Raw genomic sequence first — 21,361 nt, forward strand, 5'->3', positions numbered from 1 at the left:
TTGCGTTCGGGGATTCTTGCAGGGCGTTCTTGCGTTATCAGCCCAAAGCGGAAATAGTACCGGCCATATCCCGCCCGAACGCAACCGCCTGCAGGAATGCCTTTATGGAAAATCTCGATCCGTTTTTGGAAATCGCTCACAAGCTGGCCGATGCCGCGCGCCCGGTCGTGCGCAAATATTACCGCACCCCGGTCGCGGTTGATGTGAAGGCCGATGACAGCCCGGTGACGATTGCCGATCGCGAAGTCGAACGCACCATGCGCGATATCCTGAATACCGAACTGCCCGATCATGGCATTCTGGGCGAGGAACATGGCCGGGAAAATGTCGACGCGGAATATGTCTGGGTGCTGGACCCGATTGACGGCACCAAATCGTTTATTTCCGGCAAGCCGAGCTTTGCTACCCTGATCGCACTTTGCCACAACGGCAAGCCGGTTCTGGGCATTATCGATCAGGCGATTACCGATGAACGCTGGGTCGGTGTCATGGGCAAACCCAGCACGATGAATGGTACGGAAATCAGCACGCGCGAATGCGACGACCTGAAATGCGCGACCTTCTTTACCACCGCGCCCGAGCTTTTTGCCGGTGATGCCATGGCGGCCTATCACGCGGTGTCAAAAGGCTGCCGGGTGCCGATGTATGGTGTGGATGCCTATGCCTATGGCCTGACCGCGCTTGGTCTGGCCGACACGGTGGTCGAGATCGGGCTGCAGGCTTATGATTTCTGCGCGCTTGTCCCGGTGGTTGAAGGGGCCGGGGGTGTGATGACCGATTGGGCGGGAAAGGCATTGACCATGGACAGTGCCGGTGATGTCATCGCCAGTGGTGACGCGCGTTGCCATCAGGATGTTCTGGCGACCATCAAGGCGGCGATGGCGTGATTTTCGCGCCTTTACTTGCCAACTAACCCCTGCCCCATACTGCCCGACACAGGACATCTGATGACCAACGACCACCCGTTTCTTACCATGGCCCACAAGCTTGCCGATGCGGCGCGCCCTGTGCTGCAAAGCTATTACCGCAAGCCGCTTGAGATTGATGAAAAGGGCGATGCCAGCCTTGTCACCGATGCCGACCGGGCGATCGAGCGCACCATGCGCGATCTGATCAATGCGGAACTGCCCGACCATGGCATTCTGGGCGAGGAATACGGGCCGGAAAACCTTGAGGCGGAATATGTCTGGATCCTTGATCCGATTGACGGCACCAAGTCGTTCATTACCGGCAAGCCCAGCTTCAACGCCCTGATTGCACTGTGCCGCAATGGCAAGCCGGTGCTGGGCGTGATTGATCAGGCGATTTTGGATGAACGCTGGATCGGGGTTGAAGGACAACCAACGACGTTAAATGGCAAGCCGGTTACCGCTCGTGAATGCGCACACCTGAAAGATGCCACCATATTCACCACCGGACCGGATCTTTTCGTCGAAGAAAAGGCAATCGCCGGATACGAGGCGATATTTGGTGCGGCTAAGCAGCCGATTTACGGCATTGATTCATATGGCTACGGCCTGATTGCTATGGGGTTTGGCGATGTCCTGGTTGAGTCCAACCTGCAGCCCTATGATTTCTGTGCCGCCGTGCCGGTGATTGAGGGGGCCGGCGGCGTGATCACCGACTGGGAAGGCAACAGCCTGACCATCAATAGCGGTGATCTGGTGATTGCCAGTGGCGACAAACGCGCCCAAGCTGAGGGGTTGGCAGTTCTGCAAAAGGCCATCGCGTAAGGCCGCAAGACCGCTTAACCATTTGGCGATCTGGCACCTTTCGGGCACACTGCACGGGATCAGGGCAACAGGTTGGGCAGTGCCATGTTTGAATGGGTGATCATTCTTTTTCTCGGCTCCGGGCTGGTCTATGGGTTGCAATCGCGCCGCCTGCAACGGCGCAATATTTCATCACCGATGATGATGGTGCTGACCGGGATGCTCGTTGCCCTGCCGCTGGGCATCTGGCACGGCGCGCCGATGGATGCGCTTTCGGGCAGTATTCATTTTGCCACCGGCTTTGCCGAAATGACGCTGGCGATCATTTTGTTCCTTGATGCCGCGGTGCTCGATTACCGCAAGGAAAGCGCGGCGCGCAATGTGGCGATCCGGCTTTTGCTGGTGGGATTGCCGCTGACCATCGGGGTGACGTGGGCGTTTATCGTCGGGCTTGATCCCGCGATCGGCCTCGTGCCCGCCCTGATCCTGGCCCTTATTGTCAGCCCGACCGATGCTGCGCTTGGCCGGCCGGTTCTGGAGAACAAGGGCGTGCCCGATCCGGTGCGCCAGGGCATCAATATTGAAAGCGGGCTCAATGACGGCCTGGTTCTGCCGGTCTTCACCACGGCGGTGTTGCTTGAAGCCAATTTACTCAGTGACGGGCGTCAGGGCTGGGTCGCGGAGGCGGTACTTGAGATTTCGATTGGTGCCGTGATCGGGGTTGTCTGTGGCTATGTCATCGGTCAGGTGGTTAATCACGCGGTCAAGCACCGCACCATCGTGGCCCGGTTTGAGAGGTTGCTGGGTGTTCTGGCAGCGCTTTTCATTTTCTTGCTTGCCGAGGAACTGGGTGGCAATGGCTTTGTTGCTGCCTTTGCCGGTGGGCTTGCGCTTAATATCTCAAGCGATGCGGTCAAGGATGCGATTGAAAGCTTTGGCGAGGCGGAGTCAGAGCTTCTGACCATGCTGACCTTTTTTGTCTTTGGCCTGATTGTCGTGCCAGCGCTTTATGATGCCTGGACCTGGTCGATGCTGGTGTTTTCCATTGCAAGCCTTGCCATTCTGCGCCCGCTTTGTGTGTGGATCTGCATGATTGGCAGCCCCTATAGCCTGGGCGAAAAGCTTTATATCGGCTGGTTCGGGCCGCGCGGCATTACCTCGGTGATTTACATGCTGATCATGGCGACCATGATTGACCCGGGCGAGTTCAGACCCCTGTTTGCCGCCGGCACAATGATCATTTGCATCAGCATCCTCGCACACGGTATTTCCGCCGCCCCGGCATCCCGGGCACTGGTGCGTTATCTGGGGCGGAAATCCTGAGGGACAGGTTTTGAGCGGGGCGACATAAACGCGTCCCTGCCCCACACTCGACCGAGTTTGCTTATTGCTGGGTGATGGCAAGGCGCACGCCAAGGGCGATGAACATGGTGCCAAGCGCACGATGCAGCCACGTGCCGAGTTTACGACTGCCCTTGATCCGGCCTGCGGCCGAGGCGACGGCCAAAACCAGCATGCCTTCGACCACAAAGGCGATCAGAAGCACCATCAGACCCAGCAGCAAAAACTGAAACGCGCCATTGCCGCGTGCCGGATCAATGAATTGCGGCAGGAAGGCCATGAAGAAAATCGCGACCTTGGGGTTCAGCACATCGATCATCACCCCCTGGCGCCAGGCGGCAAAGGCCGTCATCGGTTTGGTTGAAATCGGTGCGGCGGGGGCATCAGATGCTTCATCTGCCTCAGATTTGGCAAAGCTGCTGCGCAACGCGCCAATGCCAAGCCACACCAGATAAGCCACCCCGATCCATTTGACGATGGCAAAGGCAAGCGCCGAAGTTGCCAGGATCGCCGACAGCCCGAAGGTTGCAGCCAAGACATGAACAAAGGCGCCGGAAATCACGCCAATCGATGAGAACAGACCGATCTTGCGGCCATGCACGGCGGTTTGCCCGACAATATAGGCCATGTCCGGCCCGGGCGAGATATTGAGCAACAGGGCCGCAATCAGAAACGGCGTATAGGCAATGAGAAGCTCGATCATGCCAACAGCTCCCGCCCGAAATAGATCAGATCGATTTCAAGCGGGCCACTACCTGCTTCGATCAGCATGTTGGACAGCTGCCCGCGATGATGGGTCTGATGGTTAAACATGTGCCCCAAAATCAGATCGCGCGGCATGGTATAGGCGCCAGCCGTGACCGACTGATAGGTCAGATCGGATGAGACTTCGGCGTCGGTCAGATTGCGGGTGAATTCCAGAATGGCCTGATCTTCGGCTTCGCGTGCGGTGCGCAGCGCATCGAAATCTTCATAAAGCACCGTATCAAGCGCCATGGTCACCGGACTGCCAAGCAAGCGACCCATCCACAGACGATCGGCCACCACCAGATGATTAAGCGTGCGCATGATCGAGGGAAAGAAGGCGCGGCGGGGTGCGTCCAATTCGACCTTTGGCAATTTCGCGCAGGCATCATAGGCATGCTTGTTGGCCCAGATATTGTAATGCGCCATGCGTTCGAAATAGGCCGCACCGTTCATCTTCATTCTCCGTCAAATTGGGGCATCATGCCCATATGCTGGGGCAGAATTTATAGCCGTTTTTGCCCGGGCCCAAACCAGTATTCTTGATGCGGGCATTAGGCAGGCTAATCAATTAGCAGGGTAAATCGAGCTTATTTGGGGTCGGTCTTCTTGCTGTCGTCGTCGTCATCTGCGGGTGCCGGATCCGGATCGGCGTCGTTGGTTTCCGAAACGACAGCCTTTGGCGCGCCTGTCGCATCGACAATGACGGCTTCAGTTGACGTGGTGGTTCCCGCCTGCAGGACAGCGTTCTTTTCAGCGCGCTTGCGTTTTTGCCAGTCCTTCCAGATTGCCAATAGTTCACTGCGTGACTGGAAGATCGGGATGCGGCGTTTGGGTTTGGTTTTTTGCTGCTCAACCGCCAGGCCGACTTCGATCACGCCATGTTCGTCATCGGTGCGACGCACGATCAGCTCGACCGTGCCATAGGGCAGGCGATCGCCCAGTTCGAGGTCGCCGGCAAGTTCGCGTTCCATGATGGTCGCCACGGTCAGCTCGGCATCATCATCTTCGACCGCAAAGCCATACAGACGGGCGATATCGGCAATTTTGGTATCCGCCGGGAAGCTGAAATCACCAAACAGTTCGATGTCATTGGCACCTTCGGCCGGACCGGCAAACAGTTGGTCGAGCAGTTCAACATGGCGCGGCGGGGTGATGATATAGACCTGATCACCTGCCTGAATGGGTCCGGCGGAATGGGGCCGCAGCGATGCACCATCGCGCAAGATCAGGCTTGGGCGTGCCCAGCGCGGAATGCGCTGACCGGTTGCCACCGCACTGGCTTCGTGCACGCGATAGACAACGATTTCCTGATTGGCATTGCCGGGCAATTCCAGATCAATACGGTCGACCGGACCATGGCGCGGCGGCACGATGATGCCCAGCCAATTGGCGACCTTGCGGATTGTCCAGCCCTGCAACAGAAGGGATGTGATGACGACGATAAAGGCGGTGTTAAACAAAAGCTGCCCTTCGGGCACGCCTTCGACCATGGGCACGATGGCAAGCAGGATCGACACGGCACCGCGCAAACCAACCCATGAAATAAAGGCCGTGTCATTGCGCGAGAAGTTAAAGAACATCAGGCACAGCCAGACCGCAACCGGACGGGCAACAAACACCAAAACCAGCGCCAGAATCACGCCCGGAATAATCACCGCGCCGAATTCGGACGGGGTCGCCAGAAGGCCCAGCGTGACAAACATCGCGATCTGGGCCAGCCAGGTGGTGACATGCTGGAAGCGTCGGACCCCGACGCTCATCTGCATCTTGCTGTTGCCGGCATAAAGCCCCGCAACATAGACGGCCATAAAGCCACTGCCGCCCAGGATACTGGTCGCGCCAAACAGGCTGAGTGCGAGTGCCATGGTGATGATCGGCACCAGACCGGGTTCAAGTTTGACCCGGTTGATCATCCAGACCAGGGCATAGCCGCCGGCAAGCCCGAAGACGCCGCCCAGCCCGATCTGCAGAACAAAACGCTGGAGGAGCTCAAGCGCGATGTTGTCGCCACCGCCTAGAATGATCAGCTCGACCAGCGAGATGGTCAGAAACACCGCCATCGGGTCGTTCGAACCCGATTCAACTTCAAGCGTGCTGCGCGTACGATCACGCAGATTGATGCCGCCCACGCGCAACAGGAAAAACACCGCCGCCGCATCGGTGGAGCTGACAATCGCGCCAAACAGCAGCGCCACCAGCCAGGGTACATCCAGCACCAGCCACGTCACGCCGCCAATCACACCGGTGGTGATCAACACCCCGAATGTCGCCAGAACAAGCGATGGCCCGGCCGCAATTTTCAGCGTTCGAAACTGGGTTTCAAAACCACTGTCAAACAGAATCAGGGCAAGTGCGATGGAGCCGATGAAATAGGCCAGCGGCGCATTGTCGAACATGATGCCGCCAATGCCATCTTCGCCCGCCCCAAGACCAACAAACAGAAACACCAGCAGCAAGGGTGCGCCGACCCGGAAGCTGACCAGACTGGTGAAAACAGCAACCACCACCAGAATCGATGCAATCAGGATCACCAGATTCATCGATTCAATCATTTCGGGGGCTCCTGTTTTCGGATCTCACAATGGGCGGATCAAGCTGTTCGTTGGCAACTCACAAAGCAATAACACTCAGATACTTAGGAAATGATGACCGGCAATGCCATCACCCAGCTTTTAACCAAAATATTTCCGGGTGACGTAAATCGATCAGTCGTGTTCGGCTTCTGCTGGAACAAACAGCGTTTCCTTTGATGTCGACAAGGCAATTTCCGGAAGAACTTCGACCACGCCGGGCATTTCCTTGATCGTGTCGGAAATAAACGATTCCAGATGGGCGGTATCGCGCAGACGCAGCTTGACGAGAAAATCAAAGCGCCCGGTCATGTGATGACATTCGAGCACTTCATCGGCCTTGATCAGGGATTTCACCAGTTTCTTGTTACCTTTGGCCGGGTCGGTGCGCAGCCAGACCAGCGCGGTCAGGGCACGTCCAATCGCCTTGGGATCCACCGAAATACGATAGGCCTGAATAACCCCCTGTTCGCGCAGTTTGCGCACACGATCATTCACTGCAGAGACCGACAGGCCGACCTTGGTTCCCAAAACCGAATAGGACAGCGACGCGTCTTCCTGCAGGATGTCGATCAGTTTGCGATCAATTGCATCCATTAATCTTCCCCGTAAATGGATTTGATGGCGTTGATCTTACACGAAAAACGGCTTCACGCGAACTGTTCGCCAAATTTGCCGGGGCTGCCATGCGCAATCACCATGGCATATCAACGTGTGGGTGCTGGATTTTTTCCGGGCAGGTGCGTAGGGTCAAAACTCATGTCCATGACCGACCCGGCAACTGATATGAGAGAAAAAGCTAGGAAAAGTCCGCAGAGCGGGGTGATCCCCGGTCGAGGGGTTTGACGCAGAGGCTTTCTCTCATGTCAGTTGTCCTTCGGATCACCCGGATTTGCACGGGCAATTTTGTCGCAAAATCTTGAAAGATGCAGATCTTCCTAAGGTTTCGCTCCGCATATCCGCACAAATCCGGGAGACCGGGACGATTATGGTCATGGGTTTTGACCCTAACCTATAAATGTAATGATTTTACCTCGCGCTACTTCTGACAATGCAGCCCTGATGGGCGCCCTGTTGATGATCAGTGCTGCAATGTGTTTTGCGGTAATGGCCGTTTTCATCCGCTATGTCACAGCCGACCTTCACCCGTTCGAAGCATCGTTTTTCCGTAACCTGTTCGGTTTGTTGCCGATGGTGCCCTGGATGGTGCGTCACGGGCGGAGCGGACTAAAGACCGAGCGGTTCAAGCTGCATTTCCTGCGCGGTTTGCTTGGTTTCGGGGCGATGTCCTGCATCTTTACCGCCCTTTCGCTGTCGCCAGCCGCACAGGTGATTGCGATCAACTTTACCCTGCCGATCCTGACCACGGTGTTGGCCGCGGTCATTGTGCGCGAGACCGTGCGTGCGCGGCGCTGGAGCGCGATTGCCATCGGCTTTGTCGGGGCGATGATCATCATTCGCCCGTTTGGCCAAAGCCTTGAAACCGGGGCAATATTGGCGCTGGTGGCCACACTTTTCATGGCGTGTGCGATGACCACGGTGAAAATGCTGTCACGGACCGAAAGTGCGAATGCGATTGTGACATGGATGGGGCTGACCATGACGCCGCTGTCATTGCTCCCGGCCTTGATGTATTGGCAGGAGCCGACATTCTGGCAGCTGTTCATCCTGCTTTTGATTGCGGTGACCGGAACCGGCGGGCAGCAATTGCTGGTCCGGGCCTATCGCACGGCCGATCAGTCCTATGTCATGATCTTTGACTTCCTGCGCCTGCCGTTTGTGGCAGCGCTTGCCTATATCATGTTTGGCGAGGTGGTGGATTTCTGGACCTGGGCGGGGGCGGCATTGATCATTGGATCGGCGCTTTATATCGCGCGGCGCGAGGCAGTGTTGGCCAAACGGGCCAAGACACAAACACGCCTGCCGACCACGGCCCCGGCCGACCCGCAAGCCATTCCGGTCACCAAGATCGATCGCAACGGCCCAGCGAAAGATCGACCCGATGCGTAACTGGTTCAATTCCCTGCCGCCTTATTTGCAGGCAACCGCGTTCGGGTTGATGGCATCGTTCAGTGCGGCGGTGTTTTCGGTGTTTGTCCGTCTTGCGACCGAGCATATTCACCCGCTTCAGGCGGTGTTTTTCCGCAATTTCTTTGGGCTTCTGTTCATTGCACCGCTTGCGCTTCGCGCCGGTCTGGTGCCGCTCAAGACCAAGCGCTTCCCGATGTTTTGTTTGCGCGCGGTGCTGTCGATGGGGGCGATGAGTTTCTGGTTTTCCGCCATTGCCTATATGCCGCTTGCCGAGGCGACCGCGCTTAACTTTACCGTGCCGTTGTTTGGCACCATTCTGGCGGCGATCTTTTTGGGCGAGACAATCCGCAAATACCGGATCGCTGCCCTTCTGGTCGGGTTTTGCGGGGTGTTGGTCATTATCCGGCCAGGTGACGAGACCGTGCAACTGGCAAGCCTGTTTCCGATTGCAGCGGCCATCTGCATGGCATCGGCTGGTATGACGATCAAATCCCTGTCGCGGACGGAAAACCCGACGACCATCATTCTTTACATGATGGTGCTGACCACCCCGATGACCCTGATCCCCGCACTTTTTGTCTGGCAGACGCCAAGCCTTGAGGCGATCTTGTTGATGGTGGCGGGCGCGTTCATGGCCAACCTGACCCAGATCGGCAATACAAATGCGTTTCGGGTCTATGATTACGGCTTTGTCGTCGGGTTCAATTACCTGCGCCTGCCATTTGTGTCGGTGATTGCGTTGGTGATCTTTGGTGAAATTCCCGAAATCTGGCTTCTGCCCGGGGCGGTTCTGATTGTCGGATCCGCGCTTTATATCGCCCGGCGCGAAGCAAAGCTTAACCGCGAAGCCAACCGCATCAAGCGCGGACCATCGGCCACGGCAAGCGATCTTGATCCGCCGTCCTCGACGAAGTAGCCGTTTGACACCATCAGAATAGCCCTTGCCGTCAAAAGATATAATTTGGTATACAAATACCAAATTAAGCAGAATAACGCGCGTCTGGAGGCTTCACGTCATGCAAATCAAGGGTTCGATTGCCATTGTTACCGGGGCTGCGTCCGGCTTGGGTGCGGCAACGGCAGAGACACTGGCAAATGCCGGGGCAAAGATTGCGGCCTTTGATCTGAATGAAGAGGGCGCCAAGGCGACGGCAGCCAAACTTGGCGGTGTGGGTTATGGCGTGGATGTTTCCAATGCCGAAAGTGTCGAGCACGCGATTTCCGAAGTGGTCAAGGACCTTGGCATTCCGTCGATCCTTGTGAACTGTGCCGGAATTGTGCATGGCGAACGCATTGTCGGGCGCGAAGGCCCGGCCGATCTTGAAGCCTTTTCCAAGGTGATCACGGTCAATCTGATCGGCACATTTAACATGATGCGGGTTGCCGCTAATGCGATGAGCCAGAACACCCCATCAGAATCCGGCGAGCGCGGGGTGATTATCAACACCGCATCGATTGCGGCATTTGAAGGCCAGATCGGACAGGCGGCCTATGCCGCGTCCAAGGGCGGGGTGGCGTCGCTTACCCTGCCGGCCGCGCGTGAATTGTCACGCCACGGGGTTCGGGTGGTGTCCATCGCACCGGGCCTGTTTGGCACGCCGATGTTGATGGGCCTGCCGGATGAAGTTCAGGAAAGCCTGGCGGCCAATACGCCGTTCCCGAAACGCCTGGGCGATCCGTATGAATATGGCCGTCTGGCAATGCATATCTGTGAAAATGAAATGATCAATGGCGAGACCATTCGCATTGATGGCGCGGTCCGGCTGGAACCGAAATAGTCCCACACGATTTCGCTTCTTTATCACCGCAGCCAACGCGCCCTGCCGACCCCCAGCGGCAGGGCGTATTTTATTGCGCCCGTTTCAGGCTAACAGTGTCAGTTGCTTCTCAATGTTCCTTGAAACCATCAATGGCCATCCAATATACCCAAAAGGGCATTATAAACCTTCTTAAGTAATAATATAAAATGCTGCTCATTCCTGCGTGACCAACGACGTGACAGGATGACGATCAATGAATTGTTTTCTCAGGCGCTCGGCGCTTGCAACGTTTGTGTTTTTGTTGTTGTGCAATGTGCAAAGCGCGCATGGGAGTGAAACTCTTAACGTCGTTTATCCCTTGCGCGTTGCACAAGAAAAAGGTCCGCACGATTTCGTAAAAGAAACACTCAAACTCGTGCTTCAAAAGTCAGGCGTGCCATTTCACATGCGTCCGTCGGCCACACCAATGCAACAGACTAGGGCCGTAAAGGAACTGCAGGAACATGAAGAGCTGACTATTCTCTGGGCTGGAACAAGCCCAGAACTCGAAAGAAAATTTCTTCCGATCCGTGTGCCGATTATGCGAGGACTTCTTGGGTATCGGCTATTTATCATCCATCGCGACCAACAACCTGTTTTTGACAAAATCAGGACAATTGAACAGCTTTGGTCGATGCATGCGGGTCAGGGACTGGGATGGTCAGACATCAGGATTCTGGAGAATGCCAACCTGACGGTGACCGAAGCACCTTATGAACTTATCTTTAAGCTCATAGACATCGGGAGACTGGATTATTTTCCACGCGGGCTATTGGAAATAGGACCAGAATTAAGAGAGTTCGGTCGCGACAATCCCAATATTGCAATCGAAAAACGCCTGCTACTTGTATATCCGTTCTCAATGTTCTTTTTTGTTAATCGTGAAAATACAGCACTAGCTGATGCGATCTCGCGCGGATTTGAAGTTGCATATGCCGACGGCTCATTTGAGCGATTATTCAATCAGCATCCAAATATTCGGTCCGCTTTACAAATGGCGGACATATCAAACCGAAATAGAATTGATATCCCAAATCCATTCACGACACCTGAAACCAGTCAAATCCCGGATCGGTACTGGTACAAAAACGACCTGCATTCCTATCACGAAGGTGCATTTACGAACGACATGACGGATTAGGGGGTCGAGGTTGAGCCTATGAGCGCGTTTTCATTCTAACTTTTTATAGAATCGATGAAGCGGGCGAGATCAATGTCCTTTTGCGTGACACCACCGTCGCTATGCGTGGTCAGGGTGACATCGACCTTGTTATAGACATTGAACCATTCGGGATGGTGATCCATTTTTTCGGCCATCAACGCGACCCGGCTCATGAAGCCAAAGGCGGCATTGAAATCACCGAACTTGTAGCTGCGTGTGATGGATAGGCCATCCTCGGCAAGCGTCCAGCCGGGCAGATTCGTCAGGGCGGTTTCGATGGTGGATGTGTCGAGTTTGGCCATGGGGTGTGCCTCCTTCTTTCAAAGTCCTGGCGCATTGAAACATATGATCGGCCACAGCCCAAATCGGCTTAGTCAAGCAAGCCCTGCACGCGGTCTTGCAGCACGGGCAACAGGTCGCTTTCAAACCACGGGTTCTTTTTCATCCAGGCGGTATTGCGCCAGCTTGGATGGGGCATGGGCAAAATATCTTCGCCTAGGAACGCGTCAAAGCGATGGACCGTTTCGGTCATGGTTTTGGCGCGCCGCTTGCCGAGATTGCGGGCTTGGGCATATTGCCCGATCAGAAGGGTCAGGCCGATATTGGGCAGATGTTGGCGAAGTGCGTCGTGCCAGGTCGGCGCGCATTCCGGGCGGGGTGGCAGATCCCCACCGCGCTCAAAGCGGCCGGGATAGCAAAAGCCCATCGGCATGATGGCGAGCTTGGCCGGATCGTAAAAATCATCAACAGAAAGCCCCAACCAATCGCGCAACCGATCCCCCGATGCGTCATTCCACGGCAAACCGGTTTCATGCACGCGCGTACCGGGCGCCTGCCCGATCACCAGAATCCGCGCGGTCTTTGCCATGCGGACAACCGGACGCGGACCAAGCGGCAACTCCCCCGCGCAGAGGCGGCACGCGCGGACGTCTGCCAACACGCGATCCAGATCGGCATCGCCGCCCATCGGATCAATTTCGGGCAGTTTTCCGGTTAGCCCGGGCATGGGTTATTCGACCTCTTCTTCCGCGATCACCCATTCTTCTGCGGCGGCGGATTTGTACCATTCCTGCATGTCGGGCAGGGCAAGCATGGTTTCCATATAGGCATTGCCAATCGGGTCAAGCGTCACGCCATAGGTTTTGAACCTTGAGACGACCGGGGCATACATGGCATCGGCAATCGAGAAATGGCCAAACAGGAAATCACCGCCCTGCCCGTACCCCGTGCGGCACATCTTGAAGATTTCGCCGATGCGGTTGATGTCCTTATCGACACCCGGATTGCGGCCCAGACCCGGCAGGCTTTTGCGGCAATTCATCGGCATGGAACTTCGCAAAGATCCAAAACCGCCATGCATTTCAAGCGCGACCGAACGGGCAATCGCACGCACATCGATATCAAGCGGCCAAAGCATGGTGTCGGGCTGGTGATCTGCGATGTATTCGAGAATGCCAAGGGCCTCCCAGATGGTTTTGCTGCCGTCAAAGAAGGCCGGGACCTTGGCACTGGGCGAGAAGACCGGGGCCTTGGCCGCCCATTCCTCTGTGCGGAGCGGAACGAGCTTTTCCTCAAACGCGACCCCGGCAAGGCGCAAGCCAAGCCAGGCGCGCAGTGACCAGGAGGAATAGTTTTTATTGCCGATATAAAGAACGGGAAGATTTTGCATGGCGAGCCCTTTGGAGCGATTTGCGGGTGGCGCAGATAATGACCGGGACGAATACTATCTGGTCTTTGGCCAGCGGGTTCAAGCAGACAAACGCCCTTACCAAACGCGATTGTTTCGCCGATTGCCCTTAGGGGGTGGCAGCCGTAAGATCAGGCAACATAACTTGTAAACGCATCCTGATGGGGTCGCCAACTTTGGCCGCTGCCCTTTCAGTCGCGTACCACCCGTCACCAGCAGGAAGTCACAAATTGTACGACCACATTATTGCTCACGATCCGTCTGCCAACCCGACCCCGATCACCCCGATCCTTGAAAGCGGTTTTGAAAGCTGGCTTGCCACGCAGTCCGATGCCGCCAAGTCATGGATCACTGCGAACGGTTTTGAAGGCAAGCGTGGAACACAGCTTTCCCTTCCCGGTGCGGATGGCTCGGTCGGGTCGGTTCTGATCGGCTACGTCGATGATGCCAAGGCGATCTGGGATTTCGCCGGTTTGGCGAAATCGCTTCCGGCCGGGACCTATGCGCTTTCAGATGATCTGGCCAAGCAAGATGATCTTTATGAGAGGGCAGCGCTTGGTCTTTATCTTGGCGGGTATCGGTTTGATCGGTATCGCAAGGATGATGGCAAAAAGGACAAGCGCGCCAAATTTGCCCTGCACGATATTGATGCGGCCAAACGGGCGGAAAACGTTGCGCGTGGCATCGGCCTTGCGCGTGATCTGATCAATGTGCCGGCCAACGACATGGGCCCGGCCGAGCTTGAAGCTGCGGCAACGGCGCTGGGTCAGGAATTTGGTGCGAGGGTCAGTGCGATTGTTGGCGAGGACCTGCTTAAGCAAAACTACCCGGCCATTCACACGGTCGGCCATGGCAGTGATCGCGCGCCGCGCCTGATTGATCTTAAATGGGGTGATGAAAAGTCACCAAAAATCACGCTGGTCGGTAAGGGTGTGTGTTTTGACACCGGGGGCTATGACCTTAAACCATCCAGCAACATGATCCTGATGAAAAAGGATATGGGCGGTTCGGCACAGGTTTTGGGCCTGGCGCACATGATCATGGCGGCAAACCTTCCGGTGCGGTTGCGCGTTCTGATCCCGGCGGTTGAAAACATGGTCTCGGGTCGTGCCTATCGCCCGAGTGACATTTTGCAAACCCGCAAGGGCATCACGGTCGAAGTTGGCAATACCGATGCCGAGGGACGCATTGTGCTTTCCGATGCCCTGACCGAGGCCGCATCCGAAGACCCCGACATGCTGCTTGATTTCGCAACCCTGACCGGGGCGGCACGTGTCGCGCTTGGTCTTGGTTTGCCGGCGCTCTTTTCCAATGATGATGATCTGGCCAATGGATTGATGGAAACGGGCCTCGCTGAAAATGATCCGCTGTGGCGCTTGCCGCTGTGGGAGGATTATCGCAGCCAGCTTGATAGCAAGGCTGCTGACATGAACAACATTTCCGGCAGTCCGTTTGGTGGCGCGATCATTGCTGCCCTGTTCCTCGATCGTTTTGCCGAGGGGGCAAAAAGCTGGGCGCATATCGATCTGATGGCGTGGAACCCGTCTGACCGTCCGGGCCGCCCGACAGGTGGTGAAGCACAAGGCATCCGGGCCGCCTTCAAGCTGATCAAGGATCGTTACGGTAAGTAAACCAAACCAAGAGCCTTATTCATCCAGCTTGGATCGGTTGTGTTCTCGTTCGTCGAACGGTTTGGCAAGGCACAGGACGCAGGGCGATGCGGCACATCGTTCAAGCGGTGTAACCATGCGAAACCTCGACAAACGAGACCCCTGCGGGCCGGGACGTTCATTCGCCCCGCTGCGTCAACGACCTTGCCCGTAGCGCCGCTACGCGCTGCGATCGTTTCCTTGCCGGACACAAGAACGCCTCCGGCACAACCGGTTCAACCAGGAAGGAAAAGGCTCCAATTGAAATTTCGCAATTACACCTTTGACATCACGGCAGGGGTCAGGTAGAGATTACGTATTCGTAACAAATAAATTGTTGGGCACAAACATGTCGATCGAGATCAAACCGTCTCAGGCGCTTGACCTTTGGCGTATCGCGATTGTTGAAAGTGTGCGTCGGGATTCCCCCGACCTGTCGGCCCGACAAATGGCCTTGTTGCTAAGCGTTTACCTGACCCCTGCCCCGCATACGGTACGCGGCCTTTCCGAAGCGCTGAATATTTCCAAACCCGCCATTACCCGTGCCCTTGATCGTCTGAGCTCGCTTGGCATGGTCAAACGCAAGGTCGATGAAGATGATCGCCGTTCGGTTCTGGTGCAGCGTACGGTCAAGGGATCGGTCTTCCTGCGGGAGTTCGGCGATATCATCGTTGGCGCCGGTCTTGAGACCGAATGATCCGGTTGTAAAACAAATCCGCCAACACTTGGGCGCGGATCGCAACAACGCAAAACGCCCGCATCCAAGGCCCCGCCTTGCGAAAGCGCCCATTTAGGGCAGCAAATCTTCCCCATTTTAAATGCGTGACATCTGATATGGCGAAAAATCGCTATATACAGACTGGTTGGTCCGTAACCTGTGGATTCACGCCCGCCAAAGGCGCGCTCTTTCTTCGTTCTCTATCAACGCCTTAGTAACCATATGAGGGACCCTCGCCGCGTCTGCGGGTATTATTCGACCGACGGCAGACTGACAGGCGCTTGTGGGGTCGGATGGGGCCCGGCCATGGTTTCTGGCATCTCAATCAGGGCCAAAAGGCCGGCTGCGACGATCAAAACGCCCCCGGACAGCCGGGCAATGACGTTTACGCCACCGCGCTTGACCAGCCAGTGCATGACCCGGGCGGCGCCAACGGCGTAAATCATTACGAAACTGTAATCAAGAAACACGAAGGTCGCGCCAAGGATCAGCAGTTGGGATGTGAGCGGTTGGGTCGGATCGACGAATTGCGGAAACAGCGCGCCGAAGAAAGCAATTGCCTTGGGGTTACCGGCCGCGACCAGAAAGCCTTCGCGAAAAAGACGCAGGGTATTTGCCGGCTCAAAGCGGGTATGGTTATTCGTTTCGAACCCGGTTTTAATATTGATTTCCTTGGGCTTGCGAAAGAACGACAGCAAGCCGATCACCAGAAGAAACCCAACCCCGCACCATTTCACAATCGCAAAGGCGGTTGCCGAGGTTGCCAGAATCGCCCCGACACCAAGCGCTGCAATCAGCATCTGGATCATGTTGGCGGTGACATCGCCCAAGGCGGTCATCAGGGTCGGGCGCGCGCCGTAGCGCAAAGCATGCGACATCCCGATCAGGATGCTGGGTCCCGGGGTCAGGACGAGCAAAAAGACAAGCAGGGTAAAACTGAGCCAGATTTCAAAGGACATGATCGGGGCAACTCCGGTGACGAATGCCTACCGGATATCACAACTCCGATCACAGACAAGTGCCGTATCGGCAATGGGCCATGCGTGAACCACGCAGGGTGAGGCAGCGCGGCCATGTCTAGGGTCAGGACCTATTAATTTGGTTTGAATGGTTAAACAGATTTGTGCGGATACGCGGAGTAAAACTGCAGGAAGATATTTATCTTTCAAAGTTTTACGACAAAGTAGCCCGTGCAAATCCGATTAATCCGGAGGACAGACGTTATTTTTGCAAACTCCAGCGTCAAATCCCTTGTCCGGGATGCCGACCCGACCGGCGGGCTTTTCCTTGGATTTCGCAAATATAACGTCTGCCATTCAAATCAAATTAATAGGTCCTGACCCTAAGTGGATTTGCGCTGTGCGAGCAGCCCTTAGGGCCGCTTGTTGTCGCCCGGCCAAAAGTCGTAGAACATCCGGATCTGGACCGAGCGCAGGGTATCGGGCGGCAGGATATTCTGGCCCGTGCGCAGAAGCTTGTTCTGAAGGGCAGCGAAATAACGGTTGCTTGCCGGCTGGAACGGGTTGAAGGGCGGTTCCTTGACGATTTCCTCGCCATTTTCTTCAGCCGCTTCGGCAGCCTCGGCTTCGGCGGCGAGCTCTTCCTCGGTCTTGGGCGGCGGGGGCGGCAGCAGATCAGGTGCTGTATATTTAAAGCCGCGCTTGCCCGGCTCGCGGGTTTCAAAGCGCTGCTGGGTATCGCGATACATCAGGCGCTGCAGATCAACCAGAAAGGCGTTGATCACCTTGGGCAGGCGTTGTTCGATGACATCGACCGCCTGGCGCGAGGTCGCTTCGAGCCATATGGTAAACACGACCTGGCGGATGGTACCGCTTTTGCGCAAAACCACGGTCAGGGATACCGGATCGGGCACCACAACGGTGTCGGGAATTTCAGGAACAGCGGGTTCTTCGGGCTCTTCGGTTTCTGCTTCATCCGTCGGGGTATCGGCAGCCTTGGCCGATGGCATATCGATTGAAAACAACATAAAGGCCATCACGATGATCAGTGCGTGGCCCCAAAGACGATGTCCGGTTCGATTTTTCATCGCACGTGACAACATATCTACCCTTAAACCTGCCTTCGCAGTCCTTCTATTCCAGCCTTTTCATGTGGGTTGTAACCGATCACACACCAGATGACAGCCCTAGTTGCTGACAAATTCTGTCCCGGCGGCCTTGAGATCAAGGGCTGCTGCCAGCAGGGCCTTGGTGTAGGGCTCGCGCGGGTTGTCAAACACATCGGCGGCCGCACCGCTTTCGACCAGTTTACCCCCCTGCATGACCATGACGCGGTGTGACAATGCACGCACAACGCGCAAATCATGACTGATGAACAAGTATGCCATTTTATGGCGCGCCTGCAAATCTCGAAGTAATTCAACGATTTGTGCCTGCACCGACATATCAAGTGCAGAGGTCGGTTCATCCAGTACGATGAAACGCGGTTTCAGGACCAATGCGCGGGCAATTGAAATGCGTTGACGCTGCCCGCCGGAAAATTCGTGCGGATAACGGTCCATGGCATTTTGTGGCAGATCAACCTCTGACAATGCCTCGGCAATGCGGGCTTCGCATTCGGCTTTGGAAAGGGTTGGCTCATGGATTTCAAGCCCCTCGCCAACGATCTGGGCGATCGACATGCGCGGGCTGAGCGAGCCGAACGGATCCTGAAACACGACCTGCATATCCCGGCGGAGTTTGCGCAAATCCGCCCCGGCAAAGCCGCGAATGTCTTCCCCGCCAAAGCGAATATCGCCGCTTGATTTCAAAAGCCGCAGGATCGCCATCGCAAGCGTGGTCTTGCCCGAACCACTTTCCCCAACAATACCAAGCGTTTCCCCCTGCTTGAGCGTCAGCGAAATCTGATCAACCGCATTGAGGTAGTGATCCGGACGGCCGAGGATACCCTTGCGCCCAATCGGGAACTGCACATGGATGTTGCTGGTTTCAAGCAACTCGGTGGCGTTTTCCGGCAGTGCGGGCGCCTGGCCGCTTGGTACGGCCGAGAGCAGCTTTTTGGTATAGGCGTGTTTGGGATCGTCAAACAGGGCACGGGCTTCGCCGGCTTCGACAATTTCGCCGTCCTTCATGACACAGACGGTTTGCGCCATTTTCTGAACGATCTGCAGATCATGGGTAATCAACAGAAGCGCCATGCCGAGCTTGCTTTGCAGATCGTTGAGCAGTTCGAGAATCTGGGCCTGAATGGTGACATCAAGGGCCGTGGTCGGTTCATCGGCGATCAGCAATTCCGGCTCGTTGGCAAGGGCCATGGCAATCATGACGCGCTGACGCTGGCCGCCGGAAAGTTCATGCGGCAGGGCTTTTAGTCGGGATGCCGGATCGGGAATGCCGACCAGCTCCAACAGTTCAAGAATGCGTGCACGCGCCTTGGATCCGCGCAGGCCCTTGTGGAGCATCAAGACTTCGCCGATCTGCTTTTCGATATTGTGCAGCGGGTTCAGCGAGGTCATCGGTTCCTGAAAGATCATGGAAATCCGGTTGCCGCGAATCTGGCGCAGGGGGCGTTCCTTGGCCCCGACCATTTCCTGCCCGTCAAAGACGATGGAGCCCGACGGGTGGCTGGCGCGCGGATAGGGCAGCAATTGCAGGATCGAAAGGGCGGTGACCGATTTGCCCGAGCCACTTTCCCCGACAAGCGCCATGGTCTGCCCACGCTCGAGGCTAAAGGACACGTCCTTTACCGCCGTGGTATCGGCGAACTTGACCGAGAGGTCCTTGATGGTCAGGAGCGGTTGATTGTCTGTCGTTGAGGTCATTTCCGTCTCCTAAAACGTCTTGCGCGGATCGAACGCATCGCGCACCGCTTCGCCGATAAAGATCAGAAGGCTCAGCATAACCGCAATGGCAAAAAAGGCCGTCAGACCAAGCCAGGGGGCCTGCAGGTTGTTCTTGCCCTGGAACAGCAATTCGCCAAGTGATGGCGAGCCCGGCGGCATGCCGAGCGACAGGAAGTCAAGCGAGGTGAGTGCAACGATCGAGCCATTCAAAACGAACGGCAGGAAGGTTATGGTTGCGACCATCGCATTGGGCAGAACATGGCGATACATGATCCGGGTGTCGGTCATGCCAAGTGCACGCGCGGCACGGACATATTCGAAGTTACGCGCACGCAGAAATTCGGCCCGGACAAGACCGGTCAAACTCATCCAGCTAAACAGCACAAGGATGAACAGAAGCGTCCAGAAACCCGGGGCAAACAGGCTTGCGAGAATGATCAGGATGAAGAGCTGTGGCAGGCCCGACCAGATTTCGATCACGCGCTGGAAGCCAAGATCAACCCAGCCCCCGAAATAGCCCTGCACAGCACCCGCTGCGATGCCGATCACGGAACTGACAGCCGTCAGTGCCAGACCAAACAGGATAGAAATCCTGAAGCCGTAAATCAGGCGCGCAAGAACGTCGCGACCCAGTTCATCGGTGCCCAGCCAATGGCGCATGGAGGGCGGGGCCGGTTGTGGTTCGCGCATTTCAAAATCGATGGTGTCATAGGAAAACGGAATGACCGGCCAGATGGCAAAGCCGTTTTCAGAAATCTTGTTCTGGATATAGGGATCATAGAAATCGGTCTCGACATCAAAGTCGCCGCCATAGACCGTTTCGGGATGGTCGGAGAGGATCGGCACATACCAGTCATCGCCGTATTTGACGAAGATCGGTTTGTCATTGGCGACCAGTTCAGCCACGAGGCAAATAACAAAGAGGATGGCAAAGATCACAAGCGACCAGTAGCCACGTTTGTTGGCCTTGAAGTTCGACAGACGACGCAGGTTTAGCGGTGAAAGAATCATGATCAATTCCCCCGCGCTTCGAAGTCGATCCGCGGATCAACGAAGTGATAACTGAGGTCACTGATCAGGTTCATGATCAGGCCAAACAACGTGAAGAAATAAAGGGTGGCAAACATCACCGGATAATCACGCGTCATCACCGCGTTAAAGCCAAGCAGCCCCAGACCATCAAGCGAGAAGATCACCTCGATCAGAACCGACCCGGTAAAGAGCATACCGACCAGAGCACTCGGGAAACCGGCAATGATCAGAAGCATCGCGTTGCGGAAGACATGACCATAAAGCACACGCTTTTCGGTCAAGCCCTTGGCGCGCGCGGTGACGACATACTGCTTGTTGATTTCATCGAGAAACGAGTTCTTGGTCAGCATGGTGAGTGTGGCAAAACCCGAAATCGTCAGTGCGATGATCGGCAGGGTCAGATGCCAGAAATAATCAACGATCTTGCCCCACAGCGAAAGCTGTTCCCAGTTTGATGATGTCAGCCCGCGTAACGGGAACCAGTCAAGATAAGCCCCACCGGCAAAGACCACGATCAGCATGACGGCAAACAGGAAGCCCGGAATGGCAAAACCGACAATGATCGCAGCAGACGACCAGATATCGAAGTTCGAGCCATCACGCACCGCCTTGGTAATGCCAAGCGGGATCGAAACAATGTAGATAATGAGCGTCGACCAGATGCCCAGCGAGATCGACACCGGCATTTTATCAAGCACCAGATCGACCACGTCGCGGTCCTGAAAATAGCTTTGGCCGAAATCGAACGTCAGATAGTTCTTCATCATCATCCAGAAGCGTTCATGGGCCGGCTTGTCAAAGCCGAATTGCACTTCGAGCTGTTTGATGACTTCGGGATCAAGGCCCTGCGCCCCGCGATAATTCGATGTCGATGAGAAATTGTTGCCCGAGGCGGAGGACGCAGCAGAACCGCCACCGCCGCCCGATCCGCTTTCAGCCCCCTGATTGGTCACGCGTGCGGTCGCAGAGACATCTGTGCCCTGAAGCTGAGCGATGACTTGCTCAACCGGGCCGCCGGGGGCGAACTGAATGATCACGAAGTTCAGCAACATGATGCCAAACAGGGTCACCGGGATCAGAAGCAAACGCCGAAGGATATAATTCAGCATGG

At 56.0% G+C, this 21,361-nt stretch carries 21 protein-coding genes; 9 read left to right on the top strand and 12 right to left on the bottom strand.

Annotated elements, in window-relative coordinates; all coding sequences use genetic code 11:
* Positions 1-104: 104 nt before the first annotated feature.
* The 3 genes from hisN (at position 105) to ACXAF0_RS00290 (ending at position 3,035) form a co-directional block, all read left to right on the top strand.
* Positions 105-887: a histidinol-phosphatase gene (gene hisN, locus ACXAF0_RS00280; protein ID WP_475342780.1), complete on the top strand. Its 783-nt coding sequence runs from the start codon at positions 105-107 to the stop codon at positions 885-887.
* Positions 888-947: 60 nt separating this feature from the next.
* A complete protein-coding gene (locus ACXAF0_RS00285) occupies positions 948-1,733 on the top strand; it encodes an inositol monophosphatase family protein (RefSeq protein WP_475342782.1) in 786 nt (261 codons plus the stop codon).
* Positions 1,734-1,817: 84 nt separating this feature from the next.
* Positions 1,818-3,035 (top strand): cation:proton antiporter, encoded by a 1,218-nt coding sequence (locus tag ACXAF0_RS00290; RefSeq protein WP_475342785.1) that lies wholly within the window; start codon positions 1,818-1,820, stop codon positions 3,033-3,035.
* A gap of 61 nt (positions 3,036-3,096) precedes the next feature.
* Here the strand turns inward: ACXAF0_RS00290 and ACXAF0_RS00295 are convergent, their stop codons facing one another.
* The 4 genes from ACXAF0_RS00295 to ACXAF0_RS00310 all read right to left on the bottom strand — a co-directional run bounded on the left by ACXAF0_RS00295 (position 3,097) and on the right by ACXAF0_RS00310 (position 6,967).
* The gene (locus tag ACXAF0_RS00295; protein ID WP_475342788.1) at positions 3,097-3,756 is read right to left on the bottom strand and encodes a LysE family translocator; all 660 of its coding nucleotides are present in this window, start codon (positions 3,754-3,756) and stop codon (positions 3,097-3,099) included.
* Positions 3,753-4,253 (bottom strand): DinB family protein, encoded by a 501-nt coding sequence (locus tag ACXAF0_RS00300; protein ID WP_475342790.1) that lies wholly within the window; start codon positions 4,251-4,253, stop codon positions 3,753-3,755. The genes ACXAF0_RS00295 and ACXAF0_RS00300 overlap by 4 nt, the downstream gene beginning before the upstream one ends.
* Positions 4,254-4,387: 134 nt before the next feature.
* Positions 4,388-6,352, bottom strand: a complete 1,965-nt coding sequence (locus tag ACXAF0_RS00305; RefSeq protein WP_475342792.1) for a potassium/proton antiporter — start codon at positions 6,350-6,352, stop codon at positions 4,388-4,390.
* A gap of 153 nt (positions 6,353-6,505) precedes the next feature.
* Positions 6,506-6,967 (bottom strand): Lrp/AsnC family transcriptional regulator, encoded by a 462-nt coding sequence (locus ACXAF0_RS00310; RefSeq protein WP_475342794.1) that lies wholly within the window; start codon positions 6,965-6,967, stop codon positions 6,506-6,508.
* 465 nt (positions 6,968-7,432) lie between these two features.
* Between ACXAF0_RS00310 and ACXAF0_RS00315 the strand changes: the two genes are divergently transcribed.
* From ACXAF0_RS00315 to ACXAF0_RS00330, 4 genes are all read left to right on the top strand, one after another.
* The gene (locus ACXAF0_RS00315) at positions 7,433-8,380 is read left to right on the top strand and encodes a DMT family transporter (protein ID WP_475342795.1); all 948 of its coding nucleotides are present in this window, start codon (positions 7,433-7,435) and stop codon (positions 8,378-8,380) included.
* Positions 8,373-9,317: a DMT family transporter gene (locus tag ACXAF0_RS00320; RefSeq protein WP_475342796.1), complete on the top strand. Its 945-nt coding sequence runs from the start codon at positions 8,373-8,375 to the stop codon at positions 9,315-9,317. Before ACXAF0_RS00315 ends, ACXAF0_RS00320 begins: the two co-directional genes overlap by 8 nt.
* Before the next feature lie 100 nt (positions 9,318-9,417).
* Positions 9,418-10,179 (top strand): SDR family NAD(P)-dependent oxidoreductase, encoded by a 762-nt coding sequence (locus ACXAF0_RS00325; RefSeq protein ID WP_475342797.1) that lies wholly within the window; start codon positions 9,418-9,420, stop codon positions 10,177-10,179.
* Between the two features lie 235 nt (positions 10,180-10,414).
* On the top strand, positions 10,415-11,341 hold the full coding sequence (locus ACXAF0_RS00330) for a hypothetical protein (protein WP_475342798.1): 927 nt from the start codon (positions 10,415-10,417) through the stop codon (positions 11,339-11,341).
* Between the two features lie 35 nt (positions 11,342-11,376).
* On the opposite strand, the gene ACXAF0_RS00335 is transcribed toward ACXAF0_RS00330, so the two are convergent.
* The 3 genes from ACXAF0_RS00335 to ACXAF0_RS00345 form a co-directional block, all read right to left on the bottom strand.
* Positions 11,377-11,664: a 4a-hydroxytetrahydrobiopterin dehydratase gene (locus tag ACXAF0_RS00335; RefSeq protein WP_475342799.1), complete on the bottom strand. Its 288-nt coding sequence runs from the start codon at positions 11,662-11,664 to the stop codon at positions 11,377-11,379.
* 68 nt (positions 11,665-11,732) lie between these two features.
* Positions 11,733-12,368 carry a uracil-DNA glycosylase family protein gene (locus ACXAF0_RS00340; RefSeq protein ID WP_475342800.1) on the bottom strand — a complete coding sequence of 212 codons (636 nt, stop codon included), beginning with the start codon at positions 12,366-12,368 and terminating at the stop codon, positions 11,733-11,735.
* A gap of 3 nt (positions 12,369-12,371) precedes the next feature.
* Complete coding sequence (locus ACXAF0_RS00345) at positions 12,372-13,031, bottom strand: glutathione S-transferase family protein (RefSeq protein ID WP_475342801.1); 660 nt, start codon at positions 13,029-13,031, stop codon at positions 12,372-12,374.
* Between the two features lie 248 nt (positions 13,032-13,279).
* Here ACXAF0_RS00345 and ACXAF0_RS00350 point away from each other — a divergent pair, with 248 nt between their 5' ends.
* Together ACXAF0_RS00350 and ACXAF0_RS00355 are read left to right on the top strand one after the other, a co-directional pair.
* On the top strand, positions 13,280-14,680 hold the full coding sequence (locus ACXAF0_RS00350; RefSeq protein ID WP_475342802.1) for a leucyl aminopeptidase family protein: 1,401 nt from the start codon (positions 13,280-13,282) through the stop codon (positions 14,678-14,680).
* Positions 14,681-15,047: 367 nt separating this feature from the next.
* Positions 15,048-15,395, top strand: coding sequence for a MarR family transcriptional regulator (locus tag ACXAF0_RS00355; RefSeq protein WP_475342803.1), 348 nt, complete (start codon positions 15,048-15,050; stop codon positions 15,393-15,395).
* A gap of 272 nt (positions 15,396-15,667) precedes the next feature.
* Here ACXAF0_RS00355 and ACXAF0_RS00360 read toward each other — a convergent pair whose 3' ends face one another.
* From ACXAF0_RS00360 to ACXAF0_RS00380, 5 genes are all read right to left on the bottom strand, one after another.
* Positions 15,668-16,375, bottom strand: coding sequence for a LysE family translocator (locus ACXAF0_RS00360; protein WP_475342804.1), 708 nt, complete (start codon positions 16,373-16,375; stop codon positions 15,668-15,670).
* A 413-nt stretch (positions 16,376-16,788) separates the two neighbouring features.
* On the bottom strand, positions 16,789-17,463 hold the full coding sequence (locus tag ACXAF0_RS00365) for a hypothetical protein (RefSeq protein WP_475342805.1): 675 nt from the start codon (positions 17,461-17,463) through the stop codon (positions 16,789-16,791).
* A 99-nt stretch (positions 17,464-17,562) separates the two neighbouring features.
* Positions 17,563-19,197, bottom strand: coding sequence for an ABC transporter ATP-binding protein (locus ACXAF0_RS00370; RefSeq protein ID WP_475342806.1), 1,635 nt, complete (start codon positions 19,195-19,197; stop codon positions 17,563-17,565).
* A 9-nt stretch (positions 19,198-19,206) separates the two neighbouring features.
* Positions 19,207-20,229 (bottom strand): ABC transporter permease, encoded by a 1,023-nt coding sequence (locus ACXAF0_RS00375; RefSeq protein WP_475342807.1) that lies wholly within the window; start codon positions 20,227-20,229, stop codon positions 19,207-19,209.
* A gap of 2 nt (positions 20,230-20,231) precedes the next feature.
* Positions 20,232-21,359: a microcin C ABC transporter permease YejB gene (locus tag ACXAF0_RS00380; RefSeq protein WP_475342808.1), complete on the bottom strand. Its 1,128-nt coding sequence runs from the start codon at positions 21,357-21,359 to the stop codon at positions 20,232-20,234.
* Positions 21,360-21,361 lie beyond the last annotated feature (2 nt).

It is taken from the genome of Thalassospira sp. ABD4_177, assembly GCF_056160125.1.